Genomic DNA, 24,588 nt, shown 5'->3' on the forward strand with positions numbered 1-24,588 from the left:
ACATGGTTCGGACAGCGGCGCGGCGCGGTGGTGCGTGTGATGGCTAGTGTCCGGGCGGCGGGTTTCACAGATCGGTAGGGCGCGTGTCCCGAGGGCGGGCGGCGCGCGGGAGGAGGCATCGGTGGCGGGCACGTCCCCCGACAGGTCGGAGCGGTACGAGTCGTCGACGGCGTCGGCGTCGGGGAGCGAGCCGCCGATCCCGGAGAACCCGGGCTCCGGCTCCTCCACACCCTCCCAGGACCCACGCCTCTCCCTCACCCGGCAGACCCCGCCGGCCCCCGCCCCGAAGCCGGACCAGGCGACAGCGGTCTTCTCCCGCCGTGCCCTGCGAGAGACGGCACAGGACGCGAAGAGGGAAGCCGCCGGGGAGGCGGAGGGGGCCGAGAGGGCCGGGGAGCCCGTGGAGGCCGGGTCCGGCACGGCGAAGGCCGGCTCGGGGAACGCCGACACGGCGGAGGCCGGCTCGGCCGCCGGGGGCGCGGGGTCGCGGAGCGCGTCAGGGACCCGGACGGCCGCCGACGGGGCGTCCGGTGGCGCGGGTTCGGACGACGCTGACTCGGACGGCGCCGGGTCGACCGGTGCCGGCTCGGACGGCGCCGCGCCGGGTTCCGCCGGCTCGCGGACGCAGGGGCCGGGCGACGACGAGCGGACCGAGGCGGACGCCGCCGACGATGACGGGGAAGCCGAGGCGGACGCGAAGCCGGAAGCCGGGGCCAGGGCGGACGCGAAGCCGGACGACGCGGCCGGGGCCGAGCCGGACGACGTGGCTGGGGCCGAGGCAGGCGTGAAGCCGGGCGACGCAGTCGTGGCCGGGGCCGGCGAGGAGTCGGCGGGCGGGGACCAGGCCGGGGCCGGTGACGTCGACCGGCGTTCGTCGGGTGCCGCCGCGCCGACCCGTGCCGCGCGGCTGCCCGGAGCCAGGGAGTCGGAGGAGACGAGCGGCGAGGCCGACGCGGCGGAAGCCGAGCGAGGCTCTGCGGATCGGCAGGAGACAGCCCCCGAGGCCGCCGACGCCGAGGCTGACCTGAACTCACCGCGCGACGCCGACGACGCCGCCGCAGAGCCCAAGGCCGCCGACGACGCCGCCGCAGAGCCCAAGGCCGCCGACGACGCCGCCGCAGAGCCCAAGGCCGCCGACGACGCTGTCGTGGGGTCCAAGGCCGCCGACTCCGAGGCTCCGCACGACCGCGTGCCCGAGACCGGAGACGTGGACGCGGGCGACGGCGGTGCCCGGACCGGCGACGAGGACTCCGCCGACGACGGGCGGACGGACTCCCGCACCACCACGCTCAGGACCGACTCACACACCACCATGCTCAGGATCGGCTCCGGCACCACGCCGTCCGACGCCGACGCCGACGCCGCCGCGTCCGGCACCCGCGGCTCCGGCAGTCCGGCGGCCGAGGACGCGTCCGGCACCCGAGGCTCGAAGGACGCGTCCGGCACCCCCGCGACCGACGGCACCCCCGCGACCGACGGCACCCCCGCGACCGACGGCGCCTCCGGCACCCCGGCGTCCGGCGACGACTCGGCGGCACCGGCGCCCAAGGGCGGTTCCGGGGTCCTGTTCGCCAAGACCCGCTCCCGTGCCGGGGACTCGGGCGGCCACGACGGGGCCTCGGCCGCCGACGACGCGGAGGACCCGCAGGGGTCGTCCGACGGAGACGGCGAAGGCCGCGCGGGCGCCGAGGCTCGGGGCGACGGCGCAGACGGGGCGGAGCGGCCCGTGGACCAGGCCACCGCCATCTTCCGCGCACCCCGGCCCCCGGCCGTGGACCAGCCCACCACCATGCTCAAGCTGGGTGCGACACCCGCCAAGGACCCCGGCGGCGACGCCACCGACGACACCACCGACGAGGACACCGACGACGCCCCCGAGGACGCCAAGGGCGCCCCCGTGCAGGACGGTGCCCCCAGCGAGCGGACCAGTAAGTTCGTCGCGCTCAAGCCGCTGGACGACACCGCCCCGCCCAAGCCGGCGCAGCCCTCCGCCCCGCCCGCCGAGGCCACCCGGACGATTCCTCAGGTGGGCCCGGAGCGGACGACGCAGCAGCCGCTGCCGCCGAAGCCCCCGCTGGACCTGCTGGCGGAGCTGACGAACACGCCGCCGCCCCCGCAGACCCCCCTCAGGACGGCCGTCCGCCGGGTCAAGATCTGGACCCCGCTGGTCATCCTGCTGGTGATCGTCTTTGCGGTCGTACAGACCTTCCGCCCCCTCCCCACCCCGACGCTGGCACTGACCGCGAAGGAGTCGTACGCCTTCGAGGGCGGCAAGGTCTCCCTGCCGTGGCCCGAGCAGGGCCAGGGCTGGATGGACGTCAACGGCATCGGCACCATGGACAGCTTCGGCGAGCAGAAGCCCGTCGCCATCGGCTCCGTCGCCAAGGCGATGACCGCGTACGTCATCCTCAAGGAACACCCGATGAAGCCGGGCGGGAAGGGCGCGACGATCCCGGTCGACGCGAAGGCGGAGACCGAGGGCGGCTACGACAAGGACGGCGAGTCCACGCTCAACACCGTCAAGGAGGGCGACAAGCTCTCCCAGTACGACGCCATCGCGGCCATCATGATTCCGTCCGCGAACAACATCGCCCGGCTGCTCGCCCGCTGGGACAGCAACGGCTCCGAGGCGGAGTTCGTCAAGAAGATGAACGCCGCCGCCAAGGACCTCGGGATGAAGAACACCACGTACACCGACCCGTCCGGGCTGAAGGAGACGACCGTCTCCACCGCCGAGGACCAGGTCAAGCTCGGCAACGAGCTGGTGAAGATGAAGGCCCTCACCGACATCACCAAGCTGCCGTTCTGGCACGACCCGTCGGGCCAGCGCTGGGACAACTACAACCGCCTCGTCCCCTACAACAACGCCATCGGCATCAAGACCGGCTCCACCTCGGCCGCCGGCGGCAACCTGCTCTTCGCCGCCACGAAGGACATCGGCGGTGAGACGGCGATCGTCGTCGGCGCGATCCTCGGCCAGCACACCCCGCCGATCATCGACACGGTCAACGCGGTCAGCAAGACGGCCATGCTCGCGGCCCAGGACGCCCTGACCTCCGACACGATCCTGAAGAAGGGCGACGTCGTCGGCTACGTCGACGACCGGCTCGGCGGCCGGACCCCGGTCGTGGTCACGAAGAACGTCTCGGCGGTCGGCTGGGCGGGCAAGACCGTCAAGCTGCGGCTGGACGCCGCCGAGAGCCTCCCGCACACGGCGAAGGCCGGCACCGAGGTCGGCTCGCTGACCATCGGCGACGGCACCGGCGACGGCGTCGAGGTCCCGGTGGCCCTCCAGAAGGACCTCACGGAACCCGGCTTCGTCCCCAAGCTCACCCGCGTGAGCTGACCCGCTCGAGTCGACACGCGTGAGTCGTCACGCGTGAGTCGACACGCGTGAGTCGAAACGTGTGAGTCGATCCGCCTGCCCCGACCGGCAGCCGGTCACCGAAGCGCCCCTTCCGCCCACGGCCGGAAGGGGCGCTCACGTTCGCCGCGGCCCGCACGCGGCCCGCACGCGGCCCGCAAGCGACCCGCGCCGCGACCGCCGCGCCGCTACTGCCCCCCGTCCCCCTGCTCCGCCTTCTCGTCCGCTTCCTTCTTCTCGCACTCCAGGGCCGTGGTCCGGGACGGGCCGCCGTACTGGGAGCTGATGCGTACGTCGCCCGGCTCGTCGACCGTGAGGCGGGTGAACTCGGTGAGGTCGCCGTCGGATCCGCGGTCGGCGGTGAGGCAGCCGTTGTCCGCCCAGAGCCAGGGGGAGTAGGCGATGCGGACGGTGACCGCGCCGGCCCGCGGCATGTGGACGACGAGGTTGGCCCCGTCGGCGCTGACGACGGTGGCCGGCCGGTCGACCAGCGGCGTCGCGTTCCTCACCCGGTAGATCTTCCAGTTCGCGTCCTCCCAGACGCGCTCCAGATAGTCGGGCTCGCTGGTCACCAGGGCGTGTTCCAGCTCGGCGGGCCCGTCCGGCTCGCCGTTGACGAGGACGACGAAACCGACCGCCCACTGCGACAGCCACGCCTTGTACGCCTCGGGGGTGAACGCGCCCTCGGGCACCTCCGTGCCGCCGTGGCCCTCGTAGAAGAGGCGGCCCCGCTCCACGTCGGCCTGCCGGTTCCAGCCGCGCGCCATGTTGATGTACGGGGCGAGGATCGCGGCCTCGCGGTGGTCGCGGGCCGGGACCACCTCGACGCGGGTCTTCCACGCGCCGAGCCGCTTCAGCTCGTTCACCACGCCGTCGGTCTTGACGGCCCACTCGGGCACCTTGGTGTTGGTGACGATGTCGGCGGTCGTCTTGCCCGTCAGCCACGTCAAGGACAGGACGAGGGCCACCACCCCGGTCACCAGCCGCCGCCGGGGCGTGAACCAGGACAGCGGCAGCCGGGCGCCGTCCTCGCGGGCCTCGCCGCGGTACAGGGCGATGGCGAGGGCCGTCGCCGGGCCCGCCAGCTCCAGGAGCCGTTCGACGTTCGTACCGATGGGGGTGGGGATCAGATAGCAGAGGACCACGCCGAGGGCGTAGACCGCGGAGCCGAGCCGGAGCACCCGCCAGGCGCTCGGCGCGGTCACCACGACCACCGCGCAGATCACCACCGGAGGCCATATCCGGCTGAACGCCATGGGCTGCTCGCCCTCGAAGGGGAACAGCAGCGTGGTCACGGCGACGACTGTCACAGGCGGCACGATCAGCGCCGCCGCCCGGCCCCACTCGCGGCACAGCAGATACGCGGCGCCGACCACGAGGAGGAAGAGCCCGGAGACGGGGCTCCCCATCGTGGACAGCGTCGCGCACACCGCCGCGACCGCCAGCCGCCGCCCGCCGCGCCCGCCCACCACCGCCAGCAGCGCCCCCATCGCGAAGGCCGTGCCCAGCATGAACGTGGAGCGGCCCGACACGACCTGGCACCACAGCGAGAAGGTCGCCGCGAGGGCGACCGGGATCGGCGCCCGCACACCCGTCCGGGCGACGACCCCGCCGACGAGCCAGGAGGCCGTGAGCCCCGACGCCAGCGTCACGGGAACCACCCCGCAGGCCGCCATCAGATACGGCGAGAGGACGCTGTAGTTCGCCGCGTGCAGCCCTCCGTACCAGAACAGGTTGACCGCGGAGTCCGGGTACATCTTGGCGAACTCCGCCCACGCCACCTGGGCCGCCAGATCACCGCCGCCGGTCGCGAAGACCGCCCACCACACGAAGTACAGCGGCAGGGCGCACAGAGCGGCCGTCAGGGGCACTCGGTGGCGTTCCCGCCACGGCTCACGCGTCGGCGACGGTTTGTCGGCGCGCGAGACCGGACGTCGTGGGGTCAGTTCGGCAAAGGCCACTGCGGCTCGTCCGTTCCGTTCGACTCGTGCGGGCGGGTGTTCGTCATGTGTTGGGGTAGACGCTAACCATCCGCTGACAGTTGGCCGACAGGACCTGTTCCCTCCGGTGCGGCCGTAGGGAAAACCCCCACAGCCGTACCGGTACTACATGGGTCAGGATGCGACCGGGAACGCCACGTCGCACACCGGGTCCTCCGGCCCCGCCGCGTCCCAGTCCGCGAAGTACACCTCACGGCAGGGGCCGGCGACCTCCAGGCCGCGCGCGGCGATCCAGCGCTCGACCGCCTCGAAGGCCGCCGCGATCTGCGGGTGGGCCACCTGGGCCTTGGTGATCCGGGTGTACACGAGGCGTCGGGCCGGCTCCTCGCGGACCGCGGTCGCCCAGGCCCGCCCGTGCTCCGCCGCCCAGCGGCGGGCCGCGTCCGGGTCGGCCACCGGCACACACGCCTCGGCGGGGCCGTCGCTCTCCAGGGACACCTCGGAGTGGTACACGACGAACGGCGCCCCCGTCGTGCCGCCGCAGGCCGCCGCGCCCTCCTCCAGCCGCCCCAGCGACGCCCCGATCCACGCCGGAAGCTCATCGACCAGGGTGTGCCGCGACTGGGTCAGCACCACCTGCGCGGCCGTGTCGGCCGTCTCGATGACAAAGGCGTCGTACATGTCCGGGTCCCTTCCCGTCAGCCGTCCACGGAGGTGGGCGACCAGGGCCCGCTGGGACGCGAACCGTTCCTCCGCCCCTGCCCAGTACGCGGCGAGCCGGTCGGCGGCCTCCGTGCCGTCCGTGCCGACGGCCGCCACGATCTCCGCGACACGGGCGAGAGGCATGTCGAGCTGCCGCAGCAGGGCGACGAGACGGGCGCGCTCGACCTGGTCGGCCCGGTAGTACCGGTAGCCGGTCCGGTCGTCGACGTACGCCGGGGTGAGCAGCCCCAGCCGGTCGTACAGCCGCAGCGCCTTCGCCGACAGCCGTGCGCGCGCGGCGAAGGCGCCGATGGTGAGCAGGTCGTCCGTGGCCACTGGGTCATCCTCCGTCACCGGGCGTCCGCGCCCGGCGGAAGGGACGGTGGCCCTTGCCCCAGGGGAAAGGTCAAACAGGTGACCGCTGACCGCCGGCCGTTGGCCGCTGACCGGTGGCGAACGGCCTCACGTCCGCCTTCAGCCGATGGCCTTCTCCACGGCGGCCACCAGCTCCGGGGACTCCGGCTCGGTCTGCGGGGAGAAGCGGGCGACGACCGAGCCGTCACGGCCGATGAGGAACTTCTCGAAGTTCCAGCGGATGTCTCCGCTGTGGCCCTCGGCGTCCTCGTGCCCGACCAGCCGCTCGTACAGGGCGTGCCGGCCCTCGCCGTTGACCTCGACCTTCTCGGTCATCGGGAAGGTCACGCCGTACGTCGCCGAGCAGAACTCCGCGATCTCCTCGGCCGAGCCCGGCTCCTGCCCCAGGAACTGGTTGCAGGGCACACCGAGCACGGTGAAGCCCTTCTCCGCGTAGCGGGCCTGGAGGGCTTCGAGACCCGTGTACTGGGGGGTGAGACCGCACTTGGAGGCCACGTTCACGACGAGCACGGCCTGCCCGGCGTACTGCGAGAGGTCCGCGGAGCCGCCCGTGAGGGCACCGATCTCGACGTCGAGGGGAGAGGTGCGGGGGGTGTCAGTAGTCATAAACGGATGCTATCTCCGGAAACCTTTTCGCCCCGCCACCCCGGAAGCGACCCATCACCGCCCCCGGCCCGGCTGGGGCACGTCACCCTCCGCCCCCGTCGGACTCCCGTGTTCCGGGGCCCGTACCAGGACCTCGCCGGCCGGTGTGCGGGTGTACAGGACCGAGCGGCCCGCTCGGCCGCGGTGGATCAGGCCCGCGTCCAGGAGGACCTTCAGGTGGCGGCCCACGGAACCGAGGGAGCCGCCGGTGACCGCGCACAGCTGGGTCGTGCTCATGGGGGAGTCGAGGAGGGCGAGGAGGCGGGCGCGGGCGGTCCCGAGGAGCGGGCCGAGGGCGGCGGGCGCGGACGTCGGACCGGTGGCGAGGACGCCCGAGCAGGGGTACACCACGGCGTACCGCTCGCCCTCCTCCCACGCCACCCAGCCGACCCGCTGCGGGGTGACCGGCACGAACACCAGCCGGGCACCGGAGATCTCGCGCGGCGGATACTCGTGCAGGTTGACCTGGAGCCGGTTCTCGCCGAGCCACCGCATCCCCGGCCTCAGCGCGTCCAGCACCGCCGCCCAGCCGCTCTGCCCCAGCTGCGCGGTCCGGGCGAGGACATCGGCCTCCAGCACGCGCCGCCGCCGCTCCCAGGAGGGCCGTACGGTCTCCTCCCACACGTACGTCAGCAGGTCGGCCGCCCGGTCCGGCAGGTCGTCGCGGTCGAGGGCGGCCGGGAGCGGGCCGCGCAGGGACAGCACGAGGTGGGCGCGGGCGGCGGCGGGGTCCACCGCCCGGACCCGGGCGACCTCCTCCGCGAAGGTCTCGCCCTCGCGCGGGGCGGGCGTGAGGAAGTCGGCGATCCACTCCTCGCCGAGGCCCGCCCGGACCAGCAGCGCGGTCAGCGGGTCGCGGGCCAGCTCGGCGCGGTAGCCGGGCAGATGCGACGCCAGCCAGGCCCGCTCCCCCGGGTGGGTGCCGGTCCCCGCGTGCAGCCGCTTCAGGCTCGCGAACGTCTCGGCGAGCGGCGACACCACGAACCGGCTGCCGGCGAGCGTGTCGGCGTTGACCTGCCACCAGCCCACTGGGTCACCTCCGGGACGCGGCGGAAGCCGTCCGGGCTTTCGCGTGTGCGCGAAACATTAGCGACGGCCGGGGCGCCCGACCGATCGTCCTGCCCATGCGCAGCTACCAAGCCCTGTTCCGCACCAGGGAGTTCACCCCTCTCTTCCTGTCCTCGTCCCTCCAGGTCGCCGGGTCCACGATCGGCGGCCTGGCCCTCGGGACGTCCGTCTACGAGTCCACCGGTTCCCCGCTGCTGTCGGCGCTCAGCATGTTCGGCCCGTCCCTCGCCCAGGTGATCGGCGCGACGACGCTGCTGTCCGCCGCCGACCGGCTGCCGCCGAGGGCGGCGCTGGCAGGCCTCACCGTGTCGTTCGCGGTGAGCACGGCCCTGCTGGCACTGCCCGGTCTGCCGCTGTGGTCGGTGTTCGCGGTGATCGCCGCCCAGGGGATGATCGCCTCCCTCGGCGGGGGAGTGCGCTGGGGTCTGCTGACCGAGATCCTGCCGAAGGACGGCTATCTGCTGGGCCGCTCGGTGTTCAACATGCTGCACGGCCTCACCCAGATCACCGGCTACGCCACCGGCGGCGCCCTGGTGGCACTGCTGTCCCCGCGGGTCACGCTGCTGGTGTCGGCGGCCCTCTACGCGACCGCCGCCCTCTGCACGCTCGCGGGACTGACCCGGCGCGCCCCGCGCGCCTCCGGCCGCCCGTCCGTCGCCGAGACCTGGCGGACCAACGCGCGCCTGTGGGCGTCCGTCCCGCGCCGGCGCCTCTTTCTGGGCCTGTGGATCCCCAACGGCCTGGTCGTCGGGTGCGAGTCCCTGTTCGTGGCGTACGCCCCCGACCGCGCCGGCCTGCTGTTCGCGTGCGCGGCGCTCGGCATGTTCACGGGTGACGTGACCGTCGGCAGACTCCTCCCGCCCCGGGTCCGCGACCGCCTGGCCACACCTCTCCTGCTGCTCCTGGCCGCCCCGTACCTCGTCTTCGCCCTGCACCCGCCGACCGCGCTCGCCGCGGCCTGCGCGACGCTCGCCTCCGTCGGCTTCGGCGCGAGCCTCGTCCAGCAACGGCAGCTGCTCGCGCTCACCCCGCCGGACCTCACCGGCCACGCCCTCGGCCTGCACTCGGCCGGCATGCTCACCTTCCAGGGGGTGAGCGCGGCCCTGGCGGGCGGAGTCGCCCAGCTGACCTCGCCGGGAACGGCGACGGCGGCCATGGCCGCGGCCTCGGTGGCGGTGACGCTGGCCCTGGCGGTCGACCGCCCCCGCCCGCCCCTGCCGGACCGAGCGGGAACGGTCCGCCCCTCCTCGGTCGGCACGAGGGGCGGGATCTCCCGGACGGGAAGGTTCCGGCGCTGAACGCGCCTCGCGGTCCATGAACACGGGGGTGCGTGGCGCGGCCGGGTGGTGGGACGGCCGCCGCGCACAGACCGCGGCCGTCACGTCGCCTGGTCACCGGCCGGAGGCTGCGGCCGGGCGGCGTGACGACGGTCAGGACTGATACGGCTGCTGCTGGCCCTGCCCCTGGTACTGACCATTCTGGCCGCCCGCGCCGGAGCCCTGAGCCTGGAGCTGCTCGGCCTGCTCCGCGGTGACCTTCTGCTCGGCCCCGCAGAAGGTGCACTGCGTCTGGTACTTGGTGGACACCGGGAACAGCGGAACGAAGAACAACGTGAACTTCGTGACCCGCTTCCGCAGCGTGTGCGCCGAGGGATTCCCGCACCGCCCGCACACGAGCGTGAGTATCGCGAGCTGGTACAGGTAACCCTTGGTGCCAAAGATGATCAGCATCTCGTTCCTTCCCGGTGGTGCCTACCGGCACTCTGCCTCCCAGTGTGCCCTGCCGCCCAGACCGGAGCCGGGAGACGGTCGTCACCCCCCTCCCCTCGCAGTTCCACGCGGGCCGGTGGTCATTCGGCCCTGATGTCGTCCACGTACACGATGCCCTTCGTCGCCGCACCGTCCCCATGGACGAGGTACAGATGGAACGCCGTCACCTTGGCAAGGCGCGCCCCGTCGAGCACGGCTCCGGCGTTCGCGGTGTCCCAGGGAGCTGGCGTGAACTCGCTGAAGGGCACCCTGACCTCCTGCCCAGTCGTGTCGGACAGCGGAACCTGGTACCAGAAATCGACACCGCCGGCGACGATCTGGAGCGCTCCGCCGTTCGCCGAACCGTCGCCCCGCAGCCACAGCGCGAGCGATGTGAAGGCGGACCAGTCGGCGTCGACCGGTTTGCCCGTGCCGGTGTACTCGGCGCCGGTGAAGTCGTACGCGTAGGCCAGCCCGTACGAGCCCGAGGACTTGTGGTCGGCCGACAGGGAGAGGGTGTGGGAGTTGACGTGGGTGTACGCCTGGCTCAGGGCGGTGTCGTCCCCGGCGTACCCCTCGAAGTCGTCGACCCAGCCGGCGGGCAGGGGTGCGACGGCGCCGAGGAGGACCACGGCCGAGTCGGTGAGCGTCCTGCCGTCCACCCGCGCGCGCACGGTGAGGGTCACCGAGCGGTCCTTCCGCAGGGCCGGGTCGATCGACCAGTCGCCCGAATAGAAGCCGTCGGCGTCGAGGGACAGTCGTCTGGCGCGTCCGCCGTTCACCGAGTAGGTGACCCGGCTTGCCCTCGCGGGAGTGACACGGACCCGGACGGTGGTCTTGGAGGCCGCTACGCGCTGCCGGTCCGTAGGGGTCACGAGGTGCAGGAACGGGGCGTTCCTGACAGCGGTGGTGCGAGCGGAGTACACCCCCCGGAGATCGGCGGCGAACAGGGTGTGGGGGTCCTGCTCGAACTTGACGAAGTCCGGCAGCAGGGCGTGGCCCGGGTACGGCACATAAGCGCGCTTGGTGCCTCCGAAGTTGGCCCAGGTGAGCATGTACGTCACCTGGCGGGCCAGCGGGTCCGCCTCGACGGCCCGCGACAGCCGGGTGAACCACCCCGGGTCGCGGACCTCGGTGCCGCCCTCCCCGAACTCGGTGAAGGCCGGAGCCTTGCCTCGCTCGTTGGCCAGCCGGACCACCATCGCCAGGTCCTTCACCACACCGTCCAGCCAGGGCGTCGGTCCGGCGTTCTCGTCGTACGAGTCGTAGCCGAGGACGTCGACGAAACGGTCGCCGGGGTAGGTCTTCAGGTAGCCGGCCGGGTCGCCTCCGAAACTGGAGTTGGGCGAGTACGCGTAGAGCAGGTTGTGGACGCCCCTGGTGTCGCGCAGGTACTCGACGGTGTAGCGGAACAGCTCGATGAACTCGGCCGGGGTGGTGTGGCCCGCGCCCCACCAGAACCAGGACCCGTTGTTCTCGTGGAAGGGGCGGAAGACGACCGGGATCGCGGTGCCGTCCGGCCGCCGTGCGTGCTTGACCGCCTTCGCGACGCGGTCGAGGAAGGCGTTGAAGTCCGCGTGCTTCGCGCCGCCGGGAAGGATCTGGCTGACCACTCGGCCCTTGGTGTCGTAGAAGTTTTCGCCGGTGACGAAGTTCGGCATGTGAGCACTGAGGGTGTTGATCCCGCCGCGTGCGTCCCCCTGCCGGATGCACCGGCTGAGCGCGGCGATGTTCTCGGCTTCGGTTCCGCCCTCGACGCCGGGGCGTTCGTCGCCGTCGAGGATGAGGGTGTCCCAGCCGAAGACGGCGGGGTAGTCGCCCACCGCCGCCCTGGTGTCGGACGCCCTGCCGTCCGGGGTGGTGAAGGTGAAGCCGTAGGTGAGGTCGTGCTGGTGACCGAACAGGATGCCTTTGCCCTGCTGCCGCTTCAGGTACGAGAACAGTGCGCGGGTGGCGGGGGTCGCCTTGTCGTCGACGATCCGGACCGGCGTCGGCTGCGCGCCGGCGTGCGGCGTGGTGGAGGCCGCCGCGGCGGCCATCGAGGTCCGGGCGCCGGCTGCCGCGGCGACCGTGGCACCGAGGAGGATGAACGTGCGACGGTTCAGGGGAGAGCTGGGCATGTGGGTCTCCGTTCGACGTGGGTCTCGTGGATGTGGCGTCTCGCTGATCCGGCGTATCGCTGATGTGGCGATCTCTTGCCAGGGAGAGGTGCGCAGGGGCCGGGGTGCACCGCCCCGGGGAGTGTCGTGGGCGCCCCCGGCGGGGGCGCCAGGCGTCGTCGGGCGGGGCGGCAGGCGTCGTCGGGCGGGCGGCTACTCGGCCTGCTCAGCGGGCCACCGATCCGGACCGTGAGCCACCGCGAAGCCCGAGCATCGGGGGACTGTGGGTCACTTGTGGGGGGTCCTTCCCGTGACGCGGTCGGCTGCGGCTGGATGGGGTCCTGGTCAGGGACATCCGCGACGCACGACACGCGTGTGCTTCAAGTGACGCTATTTGACTAGTAGTTGAGCAAGAAAGAAAGAGCCTGGCTTGCCTTGGTCAAGTTCGTGGCCTTGCGCGGCTCCACGGCGAACTTCCAGCGCCAACGACCACGCCGCAGGACGCGACCGCCTCCCCCTCCTGCCGCGCCTGGCCCCCGCCGTCGCCTTCACCACGTCCGAACACTCGTCCAGCGCGCCCTTCGGTGGTGCCTGGCGGCCCCGGGGACTGGATCCTTGCCGGGTGCGCGGCTGTGCCGCATAGCGCTGTTCTGCCTGATCAGCGGCCTCACTCACCCGACTGCCCGGGGAGGGGCCGTTCAGCGGGCAGCGGTGACGGCGTCGGTCCGCAGGGGCGCGGCCACCCTCGCCACGTCCAAGCTCCATTACGCCGACCGCGGCCGCGGCACCGGCCTGTGGACGGGCTTCTTCTTCCTCGGCCAGTTCATCTGCCCGCTCGTGGTCCTCGCGCTCGCCTCCGCCACCGGCACCCTGGCGAACGCGCTGGGCGTAGTCGCCCTGGCCGGCGCCGTCGCCGCCGCACTCGGCCTCGCCGCCCGGCGCCGCCGGACGGCAACCCCGCAACCGATCCAGCAGACGGCGGGCTGACCACGAGGCGCCGGTCCACCACGAGAACCACACACCCGTCGAGATCGGCATCGCGGATTTCCCCTCGATGCCGATCACCACGCGTTCCACGGAGGAACGGTCCATCGACGGCTGCCTGGCTCGGCACCGGACCGACCCTCACCCGGCAGCCGACAACAACCCGAGGAAGTCAGTGGCCAGCGAGGCGACCACCGGTCTGCTGCGCCGGCCGCGGCCGACGGACGCCGGCCTCGGCACTCGCGGTGGTCCCACGGTGTCGATCACACGCGAGGCCGGTTCAACAGCCGGGAGAGCACGATGGCGCTCTCGGTCCGTTCCACAGGAGCGGTGGCGCGCACGCGTTGGATTGCCTGTTCCAGGTGGGGGATGTCTCTGGCGAGCATGTGGACGACCGCGTCGGCGGCGCCCGAGACGGTACAGGCTTCGACGACCTCGGGGATGGCCTCCAGGGCTTGGCGCAGTTCGGCGGGGGTGGGATTGCCGGTGCAGTAGACCTCGACGAAAGCCTCGGTATGCCAGGCCAACGCCTGAGGATCGACGAGAGCGGTGAAACCGCGAATCGCTCCGGTGGCCACGAGGCGGTCGAGACGCCGCTTGGCGGCGGGCGCGGACAGCCCGGACGCCTTGCCGATCTGGGCGTATGTGGCCCGCGCGTCGTGCAGCACGTACCGGATGATCGCTTGGTCGATGGCGTCCATGACCTCACTCCAGACGTCAGAACCTGCCGACCCAGCGCAAGAAATGGTCACGGACCCACCGAGATTGCAAGAAAGCGACACTGAACAGCAGTAAATAGCGATTGTTTGCGCTGTCCGTCGACCATAGTCTCCGGCTTGTCCTTGTGTCACGTGCTGGGAGCGGTGTGGAGATGACAGCAAGCCTGAGCGATGTGGAAGCCTCGGCCCTGGCCGCGGTGGACGAGGCGGCCATCGCCCGGTTGCTGCTGGAACTTCTCGTCGTTCCGAGCGTGACCGGGAGCGCCGCGGAGTCCGAGGTCCAGCATGTCCTTGCCCGGCATCTGGAGCGGATGGACCTTGATGTCGACCTGTGGTCCATGAACCTGCCCGAGCTACGTGACCATCCCCGCTTTCCCGGCAGCGAGGCCCCGCGCACGGAGGCGTGGGGCCTGGTGGGCGGCACGGTGCCCCAGGGCGACGGGCCGACCCTGATCCTCCAGGGGCACGTCGACGTCGTCCCTTCCGGAGACCTGGCGCGTTGGGAGGGTGACCCGTTCCGCCCTCGGGTTACCGGGGACGTGGTGCACGCACGAGGAGCGTGCGACATGAAGGCGGGGGTGGTGGCGATACTGGCCGCCCTGGCCGCGATACGGGAGGCGGGCGCAAGGCTGCGCGGCCAGGTGTCCGCGCATTTCGTGGTCAGTGAAGAGGACGGCGGCCTCGGGGCGTTCGGCACCCTCCAACGCGGTCACACCGGCGACGCCTGCATCATCACCGAACCGACCGGCGGCGCGGTCATGACCGCGAACGCAGGCGCCCTGACCTTTCGCATCCAAGTACCCGGCCGGGCCACCCACGGCAGCACCAGATACGTGGGGGTGAGCGCCATCGACGCCTATCTGCCCATCCACCGCGCGCTCGCCCGTCTGGAAGCCCGCCGCAACGTCGGCGTCGACCCGCTCATGTCCGCATACCCCATCCCCTACCCGCTGTCCGTGGGTACCGTCCATGCCGGCGACTGGGCCAGCAGCGTGCCCGACCTCCTGGTGGCCGAGGGGAGACTGGGCGTCCGGCTGGGCGAGGATCCGGCCCGGGCTCGCACCGAACTGGAGACGTGCGTGGCCGAAGCCTGCGAGGCCGACCCCTGGCTGCGCTCCCACCCCGCCACGGTGACCTGGCCCGGTGGGCAGTTCGCCAGCGGACGGCTGCCGACCGGGCACCCGCTCGCGGCCCAGGTCGCCGACGCGCACGCCGACGTCACCGGCGGCCCACGACCCTCTGAGCGAGGCGCCCCCTACGGCAGCGATCTGCGACTGTACTCCGGGGCGGGCATCCCCACGCTGCAGTACGGCCCCGGCGACGTACGCCTCGCACACGGTCCTCAGGAACAGGTTCGTCTGAGCGACATCGTCACCGTCACCCGGGCGCTGGTGCTCGCCACGCTGCGCACGGTCGGCACCAAGTAGTAGCCCAGCCTCACCCCCTACCGGCTGCCTGCGACCCGGTGGAAGTGACTGTCGCGGCGAGCCGGAGGCGGTCGAAGGGATGGCCGGCGGCGGTTCCGACAGCATGGCAGTCCTCGGCCACCACCGGCCCGAGAGCGATCACCGCAGTCCTCCGACCACGGCCGAACCGCTCACCTGCCTCGTACCGGATCCGCTCACGAAGCCGTCGCCCCTCGGCGGTCGGCGGATTCCAGGGGTCGTTGCAACGCAGGCGATCAACTGGCTGTGGCCAGGAGCTTGGCGAGGCGCTCGGCCGGGGTTTCCCAGCCGAGCGTTTCGCCTGGGCGGCTGTCGAGTTCGGCGGCGCCGGCGTCGAGGTGGTCACGGGTGTGCAGGGACAGGTCGGTTCCCTTGCGGAAGTACTGCCGCAGCAGGCCGTTGGTGTTCTCGTTCGAGCCGCGTTGCCGGGGACCGGCCGGGTCACAGAAGGAGACCCTGCCCGGCGAGCACCAGGCCGCGCGACAACGTGGGCTGTCGTACTCGGGACAGGCCGGAGCATCGTCGGTAGAGAAAGATCTGTTCCGGGCGCGCCTGGATGGCTTGTGCCTGGACCGGCCCGATCGTCAGCCCGAGGCCCTGGCCCCGTCGGTCCTCGGCCGCTCCGGTCCGCAAGTGTTGCGGCCCGTGGGCGAGCAGCTCTGCCGAGGCCCGGGCCTGGTTCGCGTACGACGACAGCGGCGCCGTTCACCGCGGTGAGACCGGCGCCCGCCCGTGCCGGTGGGGCGTAGCCGAATCAGCCTGTTCCGCGCCCGCGTTCGGCCTCGACCGGGTGACGGGAACCCCCTCACGGGCGGCGAGCGCTCCTCCCACAGCCTCTCGACCGGCCGGCGCACCCCCGGACCGGGCCCCGCATCAGACCGGGCGCCTTGCTCCCGGGCCTCGCGGGCTGCGCGGTACGCGGCTGAGCGGCTGCCATGTCCACCGAGCCCTCGTGCGGTCACCGCTCCGGTGACCTGTACGACGGCTGTGACGTGTCTCACCGGAACTCGCCCGCACCGTACGTCAGCTCAAGACGTGACCACAGATATGCGAACCCGGGTGCGAAACGGAGATCCGGACGCCTTCGCGGAACTCTTCGACGCGTGCGCCCGCGCGGTGTACAACCACGCCTTCCGCCTGACCGCCGACTGGTCGCTGGCCGAGGACGTGATGTCGACGACCTTCATGGAGGCGTGGCGGCGCCGGGCCTCGGTCGAGGCCGAAGGCGGCTCGCTGCGGCCGTGGCTGCTGGGCATCGCCACCAACGTCGCCCGCTCCCACCACCGCAGCAACCGCCGCTACCGCAACGCGGCGAGCGCCGCGGCCGCCGCGCACGCCGCCGAGGAACGGGTCGAGGACCACGCCGAGGAGACCGCCGGACGCCTGGACGACCGGCGCCGTATCAACGCCACGCTCGCCGCCCTCAGCCTGCTCAAGCGCCCCGAGCGTGAGGTCCTGACGCTCTGCCTGTGGGAGGGGATGGAGTACGCCGAAGCGGCTCGCGCCCTGGGCATCCCGGTCGGCACCGTCCGCTCCCGCCTCTCCCGCGCCCGCGTCAAGCTGCGCAAGCTCACCGACGCGCGACTGCTCGGAGAAAAACGGGAACCCACCCGCACGAACCGGCAGATAACAGGTGATCGCGGATACGCGGTCCGGTCCGCACAGGAAGGAAACCGATGAACGCCAGCCCCTCCCACCGGCCCCACCCGGCCGAGTGGACGGAGACGCAGAGTCTGCTGCCCTCCGCCGAGCGGGATCTGCCGGCGGGCCGCCACCAGTTCCACAAGGAGCAGATGATGGCCCGGATCCACGAAGACCTCCGCACCCCCTCCCGTACGTCCGCCACCTCTCCCGCCGCGCCCGTGAAGCGCCCCAACCCGTTCCTGCGCCGTACGATCCTCCTGCCCGCCGCGGCCCTCGCCCTGGCCGGCGCGGTCGTGGGCGGCCTCGCCCTCACCGGCGGCGAGACCGACGGCGGCAAGACCGCCCTGGCCACCGGCCCCGCACTGACCACCAGCATCGGCGTCGCCGACCCCAAGGGCGCCCCCCAGCTCCTCGAACGCATCTCCCTGGCCGCCGCCGACACCTCGGCGCCCACCCCGCGCAAGGGCCAGTACATCTACATCGCCTCGAAGGTGGCCGACACCTACATCAAGACCGTCGGCGACAAGAGCGAGGTGGTCAGCGACGAGCTGCACTCCCGCCAGGTCTGGAACTCCCTCGACGGCAGGGACGGCTGGCTGATCGAGGCCGGCGCGACCAGCGACAAAGGCATCACCCTGAAGGGCGACACCCCGCTCACCGGCTCCTACAACGCCCTGGCCGCTCTGCCGACCGACCCCGACACGCTGCTCCAGCGGATCTACCGCGAGTCGGACGCCGTCCGGGACCCCGAAGTCCCGCGCGACCAGGCCGCCTTCGTCGCCATCGGCGATCTGCTGTTCGAGAGCTACCCGCCCGCCGAGGTCGGCGCCGCCCTCTACAAGGCCGCGGCCAAGATCCCCGGCGTCGTCGCGGTGAACGACGCGGTCGACGCCACGGGCCGGCACGGGGTCGCGATCGCGCGGGAGAACGACGGCGAGCGCATCGAGTGGATCTTCGACAAGAAGACACTGCGGTTCCTTGGCGAGCGCATCGTGGTGGTCAAGGCCACGGCGGACGATCCCCTCAAGGTCGGTACCGTCACGCACACCAGCGCGATCACCGAGCGCGCGGTCGTCGACGCCAACAAGCAGCTCCCCGGGCAGGCGAGCTGAATGCGCGACAGAACCACAAGCGCCTCGCTGGCCGCCCTGCTGGTGGCGGGGCTGATGACGGGCGTCTCGGTGGCGGCCACGGGCTCCGGCCTCGGCGTACGGACGCAGGACACCGCCACGGTCGCGGCGCCCGGCGGCTCCGCCCCCGGCGCGCGGGCCGCGGGCTCCGCCTCCGCGACAGGCCGGTACGTCACCCTCCTCACCGGCGACCGGGTCCGGCTGGACACCCACGGCCGGGTGACGGGCGTACGGCGGGCACCGGGCCGTGAGCACGTCCCGGTGTCCGTGCGCGGCGTCGGGGGCGATCAGTACGTCGTTCCCGCCGACGCCGCCGCCCTGATCGGCCAAGGCGTGCTGGACATGCGGCTGTTCGACGTCAGCGGCCTGACACGGGCCGGCTACGACGACACCCGGCGGGGCACGCTCCCGTTGATCGTGTCGTACGAGGGCAAGTCCGCCCAGCGCAGGAGTACGCAGAAGTCGCTGGTCGCGGACGCGGACGCCACCGTGCGCCGGGAGCTGCCCAGCGTGCGGGGCGCCGCGATCACCGTGCCCAAGGCCGGGGCCGACGACATGTGGCAGGCCCTCACCGAGGAGCAGGGAGTCGCGCGGGTCTGGCTGGACGGCCGGTTCAAGGCGCCCGCGGACGTAGACGGCGCGAAGGCTGGGGAGGCGGGCGGCGGCGTCGCGCAGATCGGCGCCCCGGCCGCCTGGGCGGCCGGATACGACGGCAAGGGCGTCAAGGTCGCCGTCCTGGACACCGGCGTCGACACCACACACCCGGACCTCGCCTCGGCGGTGAAGGCCTCGAAGAACTTCACCGCCACCGGCAGCACCGACGACATGGCCGGCCACGGCACCCATGTGGCCGCGACGCTGGCGGGCTCGGGCGCACGGTCCGACGGCCGGTACAAGGGCGTCGCGCCCGGTGCCGGGATCCTCAACGCCAAGGTGCTGGACGACAGCGGCGAGGGCAGCGACTCCAGCGTCATCGCCGGCCTGGAGTGGGCCGCCGGACAGGGCGCCAGGGTGGCCAACCTCAGCCTGGGCCAGGACGACACCCCGGGGGAGGACCCGGTCGAGGCGGCGGTGAACGCCCTCTCGAAGAGCACCGGCATGCTCACCGTCGCCGCGGCCGGCAACGAGGGCCCCGACGCGGGAACCGTCGGCTCCCCGGGGGCCGCGGAATCGGCGCTCACGGTGGGCGCCGTCGACGGCGAGGACCGGCTCGCCGACTTCTCCAGCACCGGCCCGACCGCCGACAGCGCGCTGAAACCGGACCTCACGGCGCCGGGCGTGGACATCGTCTCGGCGAAGGCGGCGCACGGCCACCTGGGCGACCCGGCGGCCGACGGCTATGTCTCCATGTCCGGTACGTCGATGGCGACACCCCACGCGGCGGGGGCGGCCGCGATCCTCGCCCAGCGGCACCCCGACTGGACCGGCGCACGGATCAAGCAGGCGCTCACCGCGTCCACCACCCCGACCACCGGCGCGACCGGCTACCAGCAGGGGACGGGCCGGCTCGACGTGTCCCGGGCACTTCAGGGGGTGGTGGCGAGCGAACAGACCTCCGTGTCCTTCGGCAAGCAGCGGTGGCCCCACACCGACGACCGGCCGGTCACCCGGCACATCACCTACCGCAACGACGGCGACCACCCCGTCACCCTCGACCTGACGGCCACCGCGACCGGCCCCGGAGGCAGCACGGCCCCCGAAGGCATGTTCACGCTGAGCACCACACGGCTCACCGTCCCGGCGGGCGGCACCGCCGGCGTCGACCTCACCGCGGACACCCGCGTCGAGGCGGCGGACGGCGCCTACTCGGGCACGCTGGTCGCCACCGCGCGGAACGGCGCCGCCGCCGCTGCCGCCGACCCCGCTGCCGTACGGACCGCCTTCGGCGTCGTACGCGAGGCCGAGTCGTACGACCTCACCCTGAAGTTCCTCGACCGCGGCGGCAAGCCCGTGAGCGCTCCGCTGACCGAGATCCTCGGGTACTCGGGCACGTACTGGACCACGAACCTCAAGGACTCCGAGCAGATCTCCAAGGGCGTGTACCGGGTGCGGGTCCCGCGCGGCGACTATGTCGTGGACACCGTGCTGGACGACGCCGGGGGCACCTCCGCGCTGGTCCGGCCGCGGCTCTCGCTGACCGGGGACACCACGGTCGTCTTCGACGCGCGCAAGGCGAAGCCGGTCGGGATCACCGCGCCGCAGGGCGCGAAGATGTCCGACGGCCAGCTCAACCTCGCCGTGGGCACCGGGGACACCGGAAGCGAAGCGCACAACAGCACCCTGTTCTGGGGAACGTTCAACAACCTGCGCACCGCGACCCTGGGACCGACCGCCGCGGCCGGGAGGCTCAGCACGCAGCTCGGCGGCCTGTGGCAGAAGGGCAGCACCACCTACCACCTGCTCCACAACCTGCCCGACCGCTTCCCCACCGGCTATCGGCACACCACGCGCATGAACGAACTGGCCCTGCTGAAGCGCGACTTCGGGTCGTCCGCCGCCCACCGCAAGGGCATCGTCAACGTCCTGTGGAGCGGCCCCACCCTGTCGCTGGGCACGGTGAGCGCCCCCTTCCCGCTGCCGACGACCGCGAAGATCTACGTCACCACGCCCAAGGGCTTCAAGTGGACGGCCAACCTGGGCCAGCGAAACGCCTCCGGCGACGGCGACGACGTCTTCTACGGCACGGAGGGCCCGAAGTCGTACCGGGCAGGCCGGACCTACGCGGCCACGTACAACGTCGGTGTCTTCAGCCCGCTCACCGGCGGCCCGCACGGCGCGCGGCGCGACGGCGACACCCTCGACCTGTGCGTCCCCGACCTCGCCGACGGGGCCGGTCATCCCGCCTCCTCCGTCGCCGAACGCCACACCACGGTCACCGCGGACGGCAACACCCTGCTCGACAACGACGGCGACCTCTGCCAGACGGTGGAGAAGCTCCCGTCCGTCCCGGCCCGCTACACGATCCGAACGAATCTGACCCGCCCGTCAGACGTGGCCACGACCACGAGCCGCCTGACAGCGGCCTGGACCTTCACGTCCAGCCCGTCCGACTCCGGCTCGCTGCCCCTCTCCACGGTCCGCTTCCACCCGAAGCTGACCCCGACCGGCACGGCCCCCGCAGGCCGCCGCACCACGATCCCCCTCTCCCTTCAGGGCCCGGCGGCCACCGACCTGAAATCCCTGACGGTGAAGGTCTCCTACGACGCCGGCAAGACCTGGTCCCCCGCCCCGGTGACCACCACCCACGGCAAAAGGACCCTCACCCTGACCCACCCGGAAAACGCCCGCTCGGTCTCCCTCGAATCCACCCTGACCGACACCACCGGCAACACCTACGCGGTGACGATCCTGGAGGCCTACCTCTTGACCTGACGTGGTCCGGACACTCCTCGACGCGATCACGCATCATCTGGAGCACTTCAGCACTTCAGCACTTCGCCGCTGCCGACCGAGACACACCCCTCTGAAAAGGATCGGGCGGGCTCGTAGAGGCACGGATGTGGCACGGCGCCTGAAACGGCCAAGGGCCAGCCTGGGAGGAAACCCTCCTGAGCTGGCCCTTTTGCTGTGCCCCGGCAGGATTCGAACCTGCGAGACCTCCTTTAGGCGTTCGATCGAGCAGCTCTCCTACGGCCCACGCCGTATGCCCGTATGGCGTGTGTGATCGCTCAAGGTCGCCTGCGTCCATCCTCGTTGATGTCAGCCGGTGATGTCAGGTTGGATGATCCGATGGAGCGCATTGAGGCCGAGCTGTTCACCGATGGTGGCAACAACGCGGTGGTTCGCCTGCCGGGCAGACGGTTCCCCGGCGTCCTGGTGCAGGGCGACTCCCTTCACATCCTGCACAGCGACGTGGCTGAGGTGATGGAGGCATGTGAGCGAGGCGACCTGGCTGAAGCTCGGGACTCCGTCGGCCTTCTTCTGACGAACCTGGATGCTCTGCTGTCGCGGTACGAGGCTGCGTTGAACGAGCACGAGATTCCGCGGCCGTACTGAGCTGCCGGGCCATCTCGGCACCACGGAATCGTTTCCCGCGCCGACTGATCGCTGAGCGGCGTATCCAGTTTGTATCCCTTTCGCCCCGATGAACTGCTGAGTGGGCGTAGTGGCACGCGTGTGGCACGGCCTCGAACACGACGAAGGGCCAGCCTGGGAGGAAACCCTCCTGAGCTGGCCCTTTTGCTGTGCCCCCGGCAGGATTCGAACCTGCGACACCCGCTTTAGGAGAGCGGTGCTCTATCCCCTGAGCTACGAAGGCGGGGTGGCGTGGTGTGGTGCTTCGCCGCGGCCAGTGTAGCGGGTGGTGGTGGGGCGGTCGGATCGGTTCGAGGTTGGTAATTCGGTTCTCCCTGGCGAGGCGAGGGGCCTAGCATCGGCGCCGTTGTGTCGGATGATGTTCGGTATTTCGGACGTCGTCTGTTGAGTGGTTGTCGCGAGTGTGTCCTCCGCCCGCCCGGTCAGGCCGTCGGGTCCGCCCTACGGGTCCGCCCGTCGGGTGCGGCCTTCAGGTCAGCCCGTCGGGGCAGGGGCCCCAGCAGATCGGATGTGATGCCATTGAACGCGGTGATCGAGGCGCGCGGGCTGTCCAAGGTGTTTCATTCGACCGTGCGCCGGCCGGGGCTCGGCGGGGCGCTCAGGTCGCTCGTCAGTCCGGAGCGCGTGGCCAAGGTCGCGGTGCGGGACGTCGACTTCCGTGTGGGCAGAGGGGAGTTGCTCGCACTCCTCGGGCCCAACGGGGCCGGCAAGTCCACCACCATCAAGATGCTCACCGGCATCCTCACCCCCACCTCCGGCGAGGCGCTCGTCGCCGGTGTCGTGCCGCACCGGGACCGGGAGCGCAACGCCCACAACATCGGCGCCGTCTTCGGGCAGCGGACCCAGCTGTGGTGGGATCTGCCCGCCCGGGAGTCGTTCGCGATCCTCCGCGACATCTACGGCGTTCCCGAGGACCGGTACCGGGAACGCATCGACGAGTTCGACGGGCTCCTCGACCTCTCCGAGTTCTGGGACACCCGCGTCCGGCATCTGTCCCTCGGGCAGCGCGTCCGGTGCGATCTCGCCGCCTCGCTCCTCCACGACCCTCCCGTCGTCTTCCTCGACGAACCAACCATCGGCATGGACGTCGTCGTCAAGGAGCAGGTCCGGCGGTTCCTGCGGCACCAGGTCGAGGAGCGGGAGCGGACCGTACTGCTCACCACGCACGACATGACCGAGGTCGCCCGGCTCGCCGAGCGGGTCGTCCTCATCAACCACGGCCGCTTCGTCCTCGACGGGCCGCTCCACGAGATCCGGCGCCGCTTCGGCGGCAGCTGGCAGATCCGTGCCACCCTCGCCGACCCCGCCGACGTCCAGGAGATCGAGCGCCAGGAGCGCGAAGCCGGGGGCGCGAGTTCCGACGGCCCCGACGGCACCGGCCGCACCGGCGGCACCGGCGGCCTCATAGGCGCCGGCCGCCTCGAAAACACCGGCCGCCCCGGCGGCACCGACCGCGGCCAGCGCGACCTCTCCTCCCTGCCCGGCTTCGCTGGCATCGGCGTCCTGCGCCGCGAAGGGCCCCGCGTCGTGTTCGGGCCCGTCGGCGACGGCGCCCCCTCCGTGCACGAGGCGCTGAAGGTCGTCATCGGGCGCTTCCAGGTCACCGATCTCGCCCTGGAGGAGAACGACCTGGAAGACGTCATGCGTTCCGCCTACCTCAGCGATGTGCCGGGGCTGGGTTCCGGGGTGATGTCCGGGGAGGACCCGTCCGCCGCGTCCTCCCCGGACGCCGTCACCTCCGCCTCCCCGGACGCCGTCACCTCCGCCACCAAGGGCGGCTGACCATGGCCCCCACGCCCCCACCCGTCACCCCCACCCCCGCGCCCACCGACTCCCCCTCCCACTCTCACTCCCACTCCCACTCCCCATCCCCCTCCACCCCCACCTCCGCCCTCTCCCGCATCCGCCGCGTCGCCTCCATCACGCCACGCGGTGAGTTCCTCGCCCCGCCGCGGATGACCGCCACCGCCGTGCGGCTGCTCGTGCAGGTGTGTCTCGTCGTCTACCTCTGGCGAGGGCTTTACGCGAACACCGAGTCCAGCGCCGGGCTCGACGAGACCCAGGCCGTCGGGTACGCCGTGCTCGCCGTGCTGGCGGGCCGCGTCCGCGGGCTGGACCGGCGGGCCGGGCGCGACACCGTCATCCAGCACCTGCACTTCGGCACGATCGTCTACTGGTACCTGCGGCCCATGCGGCCCCAGCGCTACTACGCGCTCCGCGCCCTCGGCGACCAGGTGTACGGCTTCGGCTGGGTGCTCGGCGGATACGTGCTCTGCCTCGCCGCCGGGGTCGTCGCCCCGCCCGCCTCCGCCGAGGTCGCCGCGGTCTTCCTCGTGAGCATGCTGCTCGGCCAACTCGTCCTGTACTACGTGATGATGCTCGTCGACCTGCTGTGCTTCTGGACGCTGCGCAACGAGTCGGCCCTCCTTATCCTCGTCTTCGCCCAGAACCTGCTCTCCGGCGTGTACGCGCCCCTGTGGTACTTCCCGGACTGGTTCATCACCCTCAGCGCGTTCCTGCCGTTCCAGGCGACCCTCGGCGTACCCCTCTCCATCTACGTCGGCCGCATCGGGGTCGGTGACGCGTTCGGGCAGATGGCGGTCCAGGGCGTGTGGATCGTGCTGCTCGCGCTGCTCACCCGCCGGTTGTGGGGCATGGCCGACCGACGCGTCGTGGCCCAGGGAGGATGA

17 protein-coding genes, 1 tRNA gene and 1 pseudogene are annotated in these 24,588 nt (G+C 72.1%); 10 read left to right on the forward strand and 9 right to left on the reverse strand.

Going from position 1 to position 24,588, the window contains the following annotated elements; all coding sequences use genetic code 11:
* Positions 1 to 121: 121 nt before the first annotated feature.
* Positions 122 to 3,346 (forward strand): D-alanyl-D-alanine carboxypeptidase, encoded by a 3,225-nt coding sequence (locus ACZ4Z2_RS03480; protein WP_468071895.1) that lies wholly within the window; start codon positions 122 to 124, stop codon positions 3,344 to 3,346.
* A gap of 206 nt (positions 3,347 to 3,552) precedes the next feature.
* On the opposite strand, the gene ACZ4Z2_RS03485 is transcribed toward ACZ4Z2_RS03480, so the two are convergent.
* The 4 genes from ACZ4Z2_RS03485 to ACZ4Z2_RS03500 all read right to left on the reverse strand — a co-directional run bounded on the left by ACZ4Z2_RS03485 (position 3,553) and on the right by ACZ4Z2_RS03500 (position 8,055).
* Complete coding sequence (locus tag ACZ4Z2_RS03485) at positions 3,553 to 5,235, reverse strand: hypothetical protein (protein ID WP_468071897.1); 1,683 nt, start codon at positions 5,233 to 5,235, stop codon at positions 3,553 to 3,555.
* 243 nt (positions 5,236 to 5,478) lie between these two features.
* Positions 5,479 to 6,360 (reverse strand): MerR family transcriptional regulator, encoded by an 882-nt coding sequence (locus tag ACZ4Z2_RS03490; protein WP_468071899.1) that lies wholly within the window; start codon positions 6,358 to 6,360, stop codon positions 5,479 to 5,481.
* A gap of 120 nt (positions 6,361 to 6,480) precedes the next feature.
* A complete protein-coding gene (locus ACZ4Z2_RS03495) occupies positions 6,481 to 6,987 on the reverse strand; it encodes a glutathione peroxidase (RefSeq protein ID WP_468071901.1) in 507 nt (168 codons plus the stop codon).
* A gap of 54 nt (positions 6,988 to 7,041) precedes the next feature.
* On the reverse strand, positions 7,042 to 8,055 hold the full coding sequence (locus ACZ4Z2_RS03500) for a helix-turn-helix domain-containing protein (RefSeq protein WP_468071902.1): 1,014 nt from the start codon (positions 8,053 to 8,055) through the stop codon (positions 7,042 to 7,044).
* Between the two features lie 95 nt (positions 8,056 to 8,150).
* Between ACZ4Z2_RS03500 and ACZ4Z2_RS03505 the strand changes: the two genes are divergently transcribed.
* The gene (locus ACZ4Z2_RS03505) at positions 8,151 to 9,392 is read left to right on the forward strand and encodes an MFS transporter (protein ID WP_468071904.1); all 1,242 of its coding nucleotides are present in this window, start codon (positions 8,151 to 8,153) and stop codon (positions 9,390 to 9,392) included.
* A 132-nt stretch (positions 9,393 to 9,524) separates the two neighbouring features.
* Here the strand turns inward: ACZ4Z2_RS03505 and ACZ4Z2_RS03510 are convergent, their stop codons facing one another.
* The gene (locus ACZ4Z2_RS03510; protein WP_468071906.1) at positions 9,525 to 9,824 is read right to left on the reverse strand and encodes a zinc-ribbon domain-containing protein; all 300 of its coding nucleotides are present in this window, start codon (positions 9,822 to 9,824) and stop codon (positions 9,525 to 9,527) included.
* Positions 9,825 to 9,943: 119 nt separating this feature from the next.
* A complete protein-coding gene (locus ACZ4Z2_RS03515) occupies positions 9,944 to 11,962 on the reverse strand; it encodes a glycosyl hydrolase (RefSeq protein WP_468071907.1) in 2,019 nt (672 codons plus the stop codon).
* Between the two features lie 690 nt (positions 11,963 to 12,652).
* Here ACZ4Z2_RS03515 and ACZ4Z2_RS03520 point away from each other — a divergent pair.
* The gene (locus tag ACZ4Z2_RS03520) at positions 12,653 to 12,928 is read left to right on the forward strand and encodes a hypothetical protein (RefSeq protein WP_468071909.1); all 276 of its coding nucleotides are present in this window, start codon (positions 12,653 to 12,655) and stop codon (positions 12,926 to 12,928) included.
* Between the two features lie 260 nt (positions 12,929 to 13,188).
* Here ACZ4Z2_RS03520 and ACZ4Z2_RS03525 read toward each other — a convergent pair whose 3' ends face one another.
* The gene (locus ACZ4Z2_RS03525) at positions 13,189 to 13,626 is read right to left on the reverse strand and encodes an Lrp/AsnC family transcriptional regulator (protein ID WP_030049525.1); all 438 of its coding nucleotides are present in this window, start codon (positions 13,624 to 13,626) and stop codon (positions 13,189 to 13,191) included.
* A 170-nt stretch (positions 13,627 to 13,796) separates the two neighbouring features.
* On the opposite strand from ACZ4Z2_RS03525, the gene ACZ4Z2_RS03530 reads away from it, so the two are divergent.
* A complete protein-coding gene (locus ACZ4Z2_RS03530; RefSeq protein ID WP_468071911.1) occupies positions 13,797 to 15,071 on the forward strand; it encodes an ArgE/DapE family deacylase in 1,275 nt (424 codons plus the stop codon).
* Between the two features lie 254 nt (positions 15,072 to 15,325).
* Here ACZ4Z2_RS03530 and ACZ4Z2_RS03535 read toward each other — a convergent pair.
* Positions 15,326 to 15,544 (reverse strand): annotated as a pseudogene (locus tag ACZ4Z2_RS03535) (transposase); the annotation flags it as partial.
* A gap of 580 nt (positions 15,545 to 16,124) precedes the next feature.
* On the opposite strand from ACZ4Z2_RS03535, the gene ACZ4Z2_RS03540 reads away from it, so the two are divergent.
* From ACZ4Z2_RS03540 to ACZ4Z2_RS03555, 4 genes are all read left to right on the forward strand, one after another.
* Positions 16,125 to 16,769, forward strand: a complete 645-nt coding sequence (locus ACZ4Z2_RS03540; RefSeq protein WP_468071913.1) for an RNA polymerase sigma factor — start codon at positions 16,125 to 16,127, stop codon at positions 16,767 to 16,769.
* Positions 16,766 to 17,845 (forward strand): CU044_5270 family protein, encoded by a 1,080-nt coding sequence (locus ACZ4Z2_RS03545; protein WP_468071915.1) that lies wholly within the window; start codon positions 16,766 to 16,768, stop codon positions 17,843 to 17,845. The genes ACZ4Z2_RS03540 and ACZ4Z2_RS03545 overlap by 4 nt, the downstream gene beginning before the upstream one ends.
* Entirely contained in the window at positions 17,846 to 21,235 is a 3,390-nt protein-coding gene (locus tag ACZ4Z2_RS03550; RefSeq protein WP_468071917.1) for a S8 family peptidase, read from the forward strand.
* Between the two features lie 357 nt (positions 21,236 to 21,592).
* Positions 21,593 to 21,859: a DUF6959 family protein gene (locus ACZ4Z2_RS03555; RefSeq protein ID WP_468071919.1), complete on the forward strand. Its 267-nt coding sequence runs from the start codon at positions 21,593 to 21,595 to the stop codon at positions 21,857 to 21,859.
* Between the two features lie 189 nt (positions 21,860 to 22,048).
* Here the strand turns inward: ACZ4Z2_RS03555 and ACZ4Z2_RS03560 are convergent.
* Positions 22,049 to 22,121: transfer RNA gene (locus ACZ4Z2_RS03560), tRNA-Arg, on the reverse strand.
* 290 nt (positions 22,122 to 22,411) lie between these two features.
* Here ACZ4Z2_RS03560 and ACZ4Z2_RS03565 point away from each other — a divergent pair.
* Together ACZ4Z2_RS03565 and ACZ4Z2_RS03570 are read left to right on the forward strand one after the other, a co-directional pair.
* Entirely contained in the window at positions 22,412 to 23,680 is a 1,269-nt protein-coding gene (locus tag ACZ4Z2_RS03565; protein ID WP_468071921.1) for an ABC transporter ATP-binding protein, read from the forward strand.
* A 173-nt stretch (positions 23,681 to 23,853) separates the two neighbouring features.
* The gene (locus tag ACZ4Z2_RS03570; RefSeq protein ID WP_468072333.1) at positions 23,854 to 24,588 is read left to right on the forward strand and encodes an ABC transporter permease; all 735 of its coding nucleotides are present in this window, start codon (positions 23,854 to 23,856) and stop codon (positions 24,586 to 24,588) included.

It is taken from the genome of Streptomyces sp. NPDC030183, from assembly GCF_055573455.1.

Excerpts from the sequence above, each read along its gene's own strand:
- ACZ4Z2_RS03495 (WP_468071901.1), bottom strand. The coding sequence starts at position 6,987 with ATGACTACTGACACCCCCCGCACCTCTCCCCTCGACGTCGAGATCGGT.
- ACZ4Z2_RS03505 (WP_468071904.1), top strand. The coding sequence starts at position 8,151 with ATGCGCAGCTACCAAGCCCTGTTCCGCACCAGGGAGTTCACCCCTCTC.
- ACZ4Z2_RS03510 (WP_468071906.1), bottom strand. The coding sequence starts at position 9,824 with ATGCTGATCATCTTTGGCACCAAGGGTTACCTGTACCAGCTCGCGATA.
- ACZ4Z2_RS03515 (WP_468071907.1), bottom strand. The coding sequence starts at position 11,962 with ATGCCCAGCTCTCCCCTGAACCGTCGCACGTTCATCCTCCTCGGTGCC.
- ACZ4Z2_RS03525 (WP_030049525.1), bottom strand. The coding sequence starts at position 13,626 with ATGGACGCCATCGACCAAGCGATCATCCGGTACGTGCTGCACGACGCG.
- ACZ4Z2_RS03530 (WP_468071911.1), top strand. The coding sequence starts at position 13,797 with ATGACAGCAAGCCTGAGCGATGTGGAAGCCTCGGCCCTGGCCGCGGTG.
- ACZ4Z2_RS03545 (WP_468071915.1), top strand. The coding sequence starts at position 16,766 with ATGAACGCCAGCCCCTCCCACCGGCCCCACCCGGCCGAGTGGACGGAG.
- ACZ4Z2_RS03550 (WP_468071917.1), top strand. The coding sequence starts at position 17,846 with ATGCGCGACAGAACCACAAGCGCCTCGCTGGCCGCCCTGCTGGTGGCG.
- ACZ4Z2_RS03555 (WP_468071919.1), top strand. The coding sequence starts at position 21,593 with ATGGAGCGCATTGAGGCCGAGCTGTTCACCGATGGTGGCAACAACGCG.
- ACZ4Z2_RS03565 (WP_468071921.1), top strand. The coding sequence starts at position 22,412 with ATGCCATTGAACGCGGTGATCGAGGCGCGCGGGCTGTCCAAGGTGTTT.
- ACZ4Z2_RS03570 (WP_468072333.1), top strand. The coding sequence starts at position 23,854 with ATGACCGCCACCGCCGTGCGGCTGCTCGTGCAGGTGTGTCTCGTCGTC.